The 5,889-nt window shown below is 56.6% G+C and carries 5 protein-coding genes; 3 read left to right on the top strand and 2 right to left on the bottom strand.

Annotation, left to right across the window (positions count from 1 at the left end):
• Positions 1 to 428: 428 nt before the first annotated feature.
• Positions 429 to 3,308 carry a preprotein translocase subunit SecA gene (gene secA, locus H151_RS0114980; protein ID WP_019962474.1) on the bottom strand — a complete coding sequence of 960 codons (2,880 nt, stop codon included), beginning with the start codon at positions 3,306 to 3,308 and terminating at the stop codon, positions 429 to 431.
• 200 nt (positions 3,309 to 3,508) lie between these two features.
• Here secA and H151_RS0114975 point away from each other — a divergent pair, with 200 nt between their 5' ends.
• The 3 genes from H151_RS0114975 to H151_RS17915 all read left to right on the top strand — a co-directional run bounded on the left by H151_RS0114975 (position 3,509) and on the right by H151_RS17915 (position 5,200).
• Positions 3,509 to 4,504, top strand: a complete 996-nt coding sequence (locus H151_RS0114975; RefSeq protein WP_019962473.1) for a peptidylprolyl isomerase — start codon at positions 3,509 to 3,511, stop codon at positions 4,502 to 4,504.
• A 70-nt stretch (positions 4,505 to 4,574) separates the two neighbouring features.
• Positions 4,575 to 5,030: a (deoxy)nucleoside triphosphate pyrophosphohydrolase gene (locus H151_RS0114965; protein WP_019962472.1), complete on the top strand. Its 456-nt coding sequence runs from the start codon at positions 4,575 to 4,577 to the stop codon at positions 5,028 to 5,030.
• Between the two features lie 50 nt (positions 5,031 to 5,080).
• Positions 5,081 to 5,200: a hypothetical protein gene (locus H151_RS17915; RefSeq protein ID WP_019962471.1), complete on the top strand. Its 120-nt coding sequence runs from the start codon at positions 5,081 to 5,083 to the stop codon at positions 5,198 to 5,200.
• A gap of 311 nt (positions 5,201 to 5,511) precedes the next feature.
• Here H151_RS17915 and H151_RS0114955 read toward each other — a convergent pair.
• A partial coding sequence (locus tag H151_RS0114955; RefSeq protein WP_019962470.1) for a transposase occupies positions 5,512 to 5,889 on the bottom strand: 378 nt, incomplete at its 5' end.

Here is a 5,889-nt window from a genome sequence, read left to right as displayed (position 1 = left end):
ATGGATGCCAGATCAAGTCTGGCATGACAGGATCGACCCGAAGGGTCGCAAGCGCGACTGTCCTCAAATAGCCGACAGGCGATAGGACAAATAAAAAGTGCGCGCCCGCAGCGTCAGCGAAGACACAAAAGAAAAAAATGTCATCCCGGCCTTGAGCCGGGATCTATTGAGCGTAATGGCAAGGGTCATAGATCCCGGATCTCACTGACGTTCGTCCGGGATGACACTTCTTGATTCAAGTTCCAGCTGTGTCCGATGGGTAGAGTAGATCCCGGCTCAGGGCCGGGAACCCGGTTGAGAGTTGCCTCTACGCGGCCCCGGACTTGATCCAGGGTCAATCGAACCCAAAGGGTTTGCTAGGAAGACTGTCCTCAAATAGCCGACAGGCGATAGGGCAATAAAAAGGGCGGGAAAACCCGCCCTTTGTCTTATGAGGTCAAAGCCCCGTGGCAATGCTTATATTTCTTGCCAGACCCACACGGGCAGGCGGCATTACGTTGGACCCGGCCCCAGGTGGAAGGATCATTGGGGTCAAGGGTTTGGGCCGGTGTGCGCGCCTGGAAGGGGCTCTGCGCGCTCGATTGCGGTGCGCCTTGGTCCATCTCATTACGCCCGGTACTGGGGTTGATATGGGTTTCTTGAACATTGCGGGGCGCGGGGCGCAGCTCTGGCGGCGGGGCGCTGATCCCGATGCGCAGGTTTGACAAGATCCGCGTGGTTTCTGAACGCAGGCTGCCCAGCAAGTGCTGGAATAGGGCGAAGGCTTCGGTCTTATATTCGTTCAGCGGATCACGCTGGGCATAGCCGCGCAGGCCCACGACCGAGCGCAAAGCATCCAGCGCCTGCAAATGCTCACGCCAATTGATGTCGATGGTTTGCAGCAACATTTGCTTTTCGATATTGCGCATCAACTCAGGACCGGCATTGACGGCTTTTTCGGCATAGGCCTCATCAGCCGCCTTGATCAGGCGCTCCAGGATTTGCTCATCGGCAATGCCTTCTTCCTTGGCCCAGTCTTCAACCGGCAGCTCAAGGGCGAAGTGTTTGACGATGTCTTCTTTCAGGCCTTCTATATCCCACTGATCGGCAAAGGCTTTAGGCGGAATGTGCAGGGCGACCAGATCTTCAGCCGTTTCATGGCGCATATCGCGCACGACGTCAGATACATCCTTGGCTTCCATGAATTCAATACGTTGTTCGAAGATCGCTTTGCGTTGATCATTCATCACATCGTCGAATTTCAGGATGTTTTTGCGGATATCATAATTGCGTTGCTCGACCTTTTTCTGTGAGGTCTCAACGGCTTTCGACATCCAGGGGTGTTGGATCGCTTCACCGGGCTTCATGCCCATGGTGCGCATAATACCGTCGAGGCGTTCAGGCGCAAAAATCCGCAACAGATCATCTTCGACGGAGATGTAGAATTTAGACCGGCCCGGATCGCCCTGGCGGCCCGTACGACCACGCAACTGGTTATCAATCCGGCGGCTTTCATGGCGCTCGGTCCCGATCACATAAAGTCCACCGGCCGCGAGCGCTTCTTTCTTCAGCTCCGCGACTTCCGCGGCGAAGACCTGGCGCTGGGCGGCGATCGCCTCGTCGCTCGGCTCAACGCCATTAGCGGTTTGGGTTTCGACCCATTCTTCAACCCGGGCATCCACATTGCCGCCCAGCTGAATATCGGTTCCGCGCCCTGCCATATTGGTGGCGATGGTCACGGCACCTGGACGACCGGCCTGGGCCACGATGCGCGCTTCTTGCTCGTGATAGCGCGCGTTTAGAACTTTGTGTGGGACAGTAATGTCTTTGGCTTTGGCAGCGCGCCCCATCTCGAGCAGCAGCGTACCGGCCTTCGTCAGGCGCTCTTTTTCCGCCTTGTCTTTTGTGTCATCGGCGCGCGCGAGCAGGCGATTTCCCAGATCAACGATATATTTCTTGTCCGTCAACAAGGCAGAGATGATTTCGGACTTCTCAATCGAAACCGTGCCGACCAGGACGGGCTGTTTTTTCTGATGCGCCAGGGCGATTTCCGCAACCAAGGCGTCATATTTTTCCTGGGCCGTGCGATATAGCTCATCTTCTTCGTCAATACGCGCAATCGGCCTGTTGGTGGGGATTTCAACCACGCCCAGACCATAAATGCCGTGAAACTCTTCGGCTTCGGTGGAGGCCGTACCGGTCATCCCGGCCAGCTTGTCATAAAGGCGGAAGTAATTCTGGAAGGTGATGGAGGCCAATGTCTGGTTCTCGGCCTGGATCTCGACCTCTTCCTTGGCTTCGATGGCTTGGTGCAGGCCCTCAGACAAGCGGCGACCCGGCATCATCCGCCCGGTAAATTCGTCGATCAAAACGACTTTATCTTCGCGCACGATATAGTCTTTATCGCGCTGGAACAGCTTATGGGCCTTCAGGGCCTGATTGGCGTGGTGAACGATTGTGACATTTTCAACGTCATAAAGATCACCCTCTTCCAATAAGCCTTGGGCGCGCAGCACGTCTTCCAAATGCTCATTACCGTCTTCGGTAAAGCTGATGGAGCGCGCTTTTTCATCGACCTCATAATCCTCATCATTGAGGAGCGGGATGATCGTATTCATCTGCTTGTAGAAATCGGTGCGATCATCGGTGCGCCCAGAGATGATTAGCGGCGTGCGCGCTTCGTCGATCAAGATGGAGTCCACCTCATCGACGATGGCATAGTGATGACCGCGCTGAACCATTTCCTTGCGGCTGAACTTCATATTATCGCGTAGATAATCAAAGCCCAGCTCGTTATTGGTGCCATAGGTCACATCACAGGCATAGGCCGCCCGGCGCGCAGGATCATCCATCCCGTGCAGAATGACGCCCGTGGTCAGGCCCAAGGCGCCATAGACATGGCTCATCTGCTCGGCATCGCGCTGGGCGAGATAATCGTTGACGGTCACGACATGCACGCCCTTCGCCGGAAGCGCGTTGAGATAAACCGCCAGTGTTGCCACCAGCGTCTTACCTTCACCGGTTTTCATTTCCGCGATAGAGCCATCATTGAGCACCATACCGCCCGACAGCTGCACATCATAATGGCGCAAACCCAAGGTGCGCTTTGCCGCTTCGCGCACCGCCGCGAAGGCTTCAGGCAGCAGCTTGTCAAGGCTTTCGCCCTTGTCCAGGCGCGCACGAAACTCATCGGTTTTGCCGCGCAAGGCCTCATCACTAAAGGCCTGAAAGTCCGGCTCTAAAGCGTTGATCCTGTCAATTTGCGGCTGAAGCTTTTTCAGATACCGGTCGTTAGAGGAACCTAGGAATTTGCGCGCAAATGTTAACATGGTTTGGGGCCTTGTGGGGGCTTGGTGTAGAATGTGGGGTCTGGGTGATTGCCAAGACAGACCTTAATTGCAAGGTCTCTATCGACCGCACCCCCCCAATTGAATTAGAACACATGTCAATTAAGGAGGCCCGCTTAGAGTGTCAATGAAGGCGGGCGGTTGTCAGCCAGCTTTCTTGCCCCGAAACCTAGGGTGGATATATGAAAAACCCACTGAAAATGCGGTTATTTTTTCCTGTTCTCATGCTGTTGGCGCTGTGTGCATGCCAAGGGGGTGACCCCTCTGGCGATGAGGGCGAGGATATTGGCCCTGTGACCCATACCCGCCAAAGCGAGGAGAATGTGAGCATTGCTGCGCGCGTGGGCGAGGGGATCATCACCTTTCGCGATGTGCGCTATGAAGCGGTTCAGCAAGGCATCATCACGGCGCAAACGCCGGTTGCACCCGGCGATGGCGTCTTCGATGATATTTTGGAACAGCTGATTGATCAGCGCTTGTTGGCTCTGGAGGCGCGTCGGCGCGGGCTAGATCAACGCCCTGAAGCGGCCCGGCGCCTGCGCATGGCGCAAGAGCGGATCCTGGGTAATTATCTGATGGAAACCCTGATCGCCGAAGCTGTCAGTGAAGAGGCAATCGAAGAGATCTATGACCAGCAATCGCGTTTAGCCCCGCGCCGCAGTGAAGTGCGCGCGCGCCATATTCTGCTGTCCAGCCGCGAAGAGATTGAAGAGGCGATCCGCTTGCTCGAAGCGGGTCAAGATTTTGCCGCCCTGGCGCGCCAAGTCAGTGAAGATCCGGCCACGCGCTTTAATGGCGGGGATTTGGGCTATTTCACCCGCTCGGGTATTTTGGCGGCCTTCGCGGAAGCCGCGTTCAATACCGAGGTGGGGCAAATTTCTGAACCCTTTCAAAGTGAATTTGGCTGGCATGTCTTGAAGGTCGAAGCGCGCCGCCAGCAGCCTCGTCCCAGCCTGGAGGACATGCGCGCCTCCATCGTGCGGTTTTTGACCTTTGATCAGATTGAGGCGCTGCTGGATGATCTGCGCCAGCGCTATGATGTTGAGGTGGAAGACCCGGCACCCACGGCTCAGCCCAGCGCCAGTCCGCAAGATCCGAATTTGGAAGAGGATGACAGCCTGGTCTCCGATGATTTAGACGCACCTCAGGAGGGTGAAACCGCCAGCGAAGAGCGCTAAATGACGGGCATATCTGCGGTTAATGTCCGCTCAACCCTCTTCTTTAACGAAATTGAAGATCCTGATGACTATGCTGAGTTCTGAACATGGCGCTCTTATGGGCACACCGAAATTGCTTCTCGTGGTGGCGGGGGCCTTGGTGGACCCGGATGGGCGCGTCATGCTGTCCCGCCGTCCGGCCCATAAAGCCCATGGCGGATTGTGGGAATTTCCAGGCGGCAAGGTCGAGCCGGGCGAAAGCCCTCAGGCCGCTCTGGTTCGCGAATTGCGCGAGGAATTGCGGGTTGAGCCGTGTGAGCAATGCCTGCAGCCCTTCGCCTTTGCCAGCGAGCCCATGGAGGGTGGCTATCTGTTGATGCCGCTTTTTGTGTGCCGCAAATGGGACGGATTTCCCGATCCCCAGGAAGGACAGACGATCGCATGGGTCAGGCCAAACGATCTTTTGAAATACGACATGCCGCCCGCGGACAAGCCCTTGGCCGCGGAATTGCGCGATCGTTTGCACGGCACACGTCAGCCCTTCTAAACCGGTTTGTCCGCGATGAAAAAGGCGCAACCGCCATTGAATATGGCCTGATGGTGGCCCTGTTCGCGGTGGCGATTATTGGCGGCATTTCCGTCTTTGTGGATGCCATGAATGGTCAGGCTGAAACCGTGACCAATGCCCTCAACAGTGTCACGGTTGAGACGCAATAGACAGTCTTGTCTCGGTTTCTAATTGGTTTTTAGGGATCTCGCAGCGCTGCGGGCTGATCGCCCGATTATCCTCCCCTGCAAAGCGGGGGAGGTGGTCCGTTAGGACCGGAGGGGGTGTGTGTTGTATCCTCGCTTCGCTGCGCACGCGCGTTCGCGCTTGCGACCCCTCTGGGGTCGATGGCCCCCGGATCCAGTCCGGGGCCGCGCAGAGGCAACTCTCTCAACCGGGTTCCCGGACGAACGCATGTGAGATCCGGGATCCAAACTTCATATCCTCTCAGCAAAGCATAGACTTAAATATAATACTGTCATCAACTCTGATATTTTCTGTCGTCCCTGATTCTTGCGTTGAGGATAACGATGATCTTTCGCATGAGGGCAGCGATTGCGAGCATGGGCTTCTTTCCGTTGTTGATAAGCCTTTGATAGACCTCTTTTAATGGCCCGTTAGCGCGGCTTGCGGACAAGGCTGCCATGAAGAGAGCTGGCTTGACGCCCGAGCGTCCGCCATGCATCCGGCGATATCCCTTGAGGGTCCCGCTGTCCTTGGGATGAGGGGCGAGCCCGGCGAGGCTTGCGGCCTGGCGCCGGTCCATGCTTCCCAGTTCCGGCATGGTTGCGGCGAGGGTGATGGCGGTGCGCTTGCCCACGCCCGGCAGGCAACAGCTGACCTCGATCCGGCGAGCAAG

It is taken from the genome of Woodsholea maritima DSM 17123 (genome assembly GCF_000382325.1).
GTDB classification, from domain to species: domain Bacteria; phylum Pseudomonadota; class Alphaproteobacteria; order Caulobacterales; family Maricaulaceae; genus Woodsholea; species Woodsholea maritima.
The sequence above is the reverse complement of the archived record's forward strand: the minus strand, read 5'-3'. Positions and strand labels throughout refer to the sequence as shown.